1 pseudogene is annotated in these 834 nt (G+C 70.0%); it reads left to right on the top strand.

The window, feature by feature from the left end:
* Window positions 1-47: 47 nt before the first annotated feature.
* Window positions 48-834 (top strand): annotated as a pseudogene (locus B5M43_RS14900) (IS5 family transposase); the annotation flags it as partial.

Raw genomic sequence — 834 nt, forward strand, 5'->3', positions numbered from 1 at the left:
GGGCGTGTCTGACAAATAGTTCGGCGGCGCGCTGAGAGTCTGAGGTCGTGACGCGGTTTCAGGTGCTCTCGGATGCTCAGTGGTCGTTGCTCGAGGAGATGCTGCCGCGCCCGACCGGGCGCAGGGGACGGCCCTTCGCGGACGCGCGGTTGATGGTCGAGGGCATCGTCTACCGGTATCGGTGCGGGATCGCGTGGCGGGATCTGCCGGAGGTGTTCGGGCCGTGGCAGACGGTATGGACCTGGCATCGCCGCATGGCCACGGAAGGCACCTGGGACAAGGTGCTCGCCACACTCACCGCCGCCGCGGACGAGGCGGGGCTGGTGGAGTGGTCGCTGTCGGTGGACTCCACGATCGCCCGCGCGCATCAGCACGCGACGAACACGAAGCGCCTCACAGGGGGCTGGATCGAATTACACGAATCCGGGCGTCGAGCCGCCTGATCACGCGGTCGGCCGCTCCCGAGGCGGCCTGTCGACGAAGATCCACCAGCTCGTCGACGGCAACGGGCTCCCGCTGGTCGCGCTGCTGACAGCAGGCCAGGCCGGGGACTCGCCGATGTTCCTGCCGCTGATGGGACACCTGCGTGTCGCCCGTCCCGTCGGCCGGCCCCGCACTCGTCCGGACGCGGTCCGGGGTGACAAGGCGTACTCATCCCGCGCGATCCGCGGGCATCTACGCGCCCGCGGGATCAAGGCCGTGATCCCCGAGCCGTCCGACCAGCAAGGCCACCGCAAGCGCCGCGGCTCACGCGGCGGACGCCCCGTCGGCCTCGACGCCGCCGACTACAAGGGCCGCAACGTCATCGAGCGCCGCTACTGCCACATCAAGCAA

Origin of the sequence: Microbacterium sp. MEC084, assembly GCF_004514465.2 — a bacterium.
Taxonomy (GTDB): Bacteria; Actinomycetota; Actinomycetes; order Actinomycetales; family Microbacteriaceae; genus Microbacterium.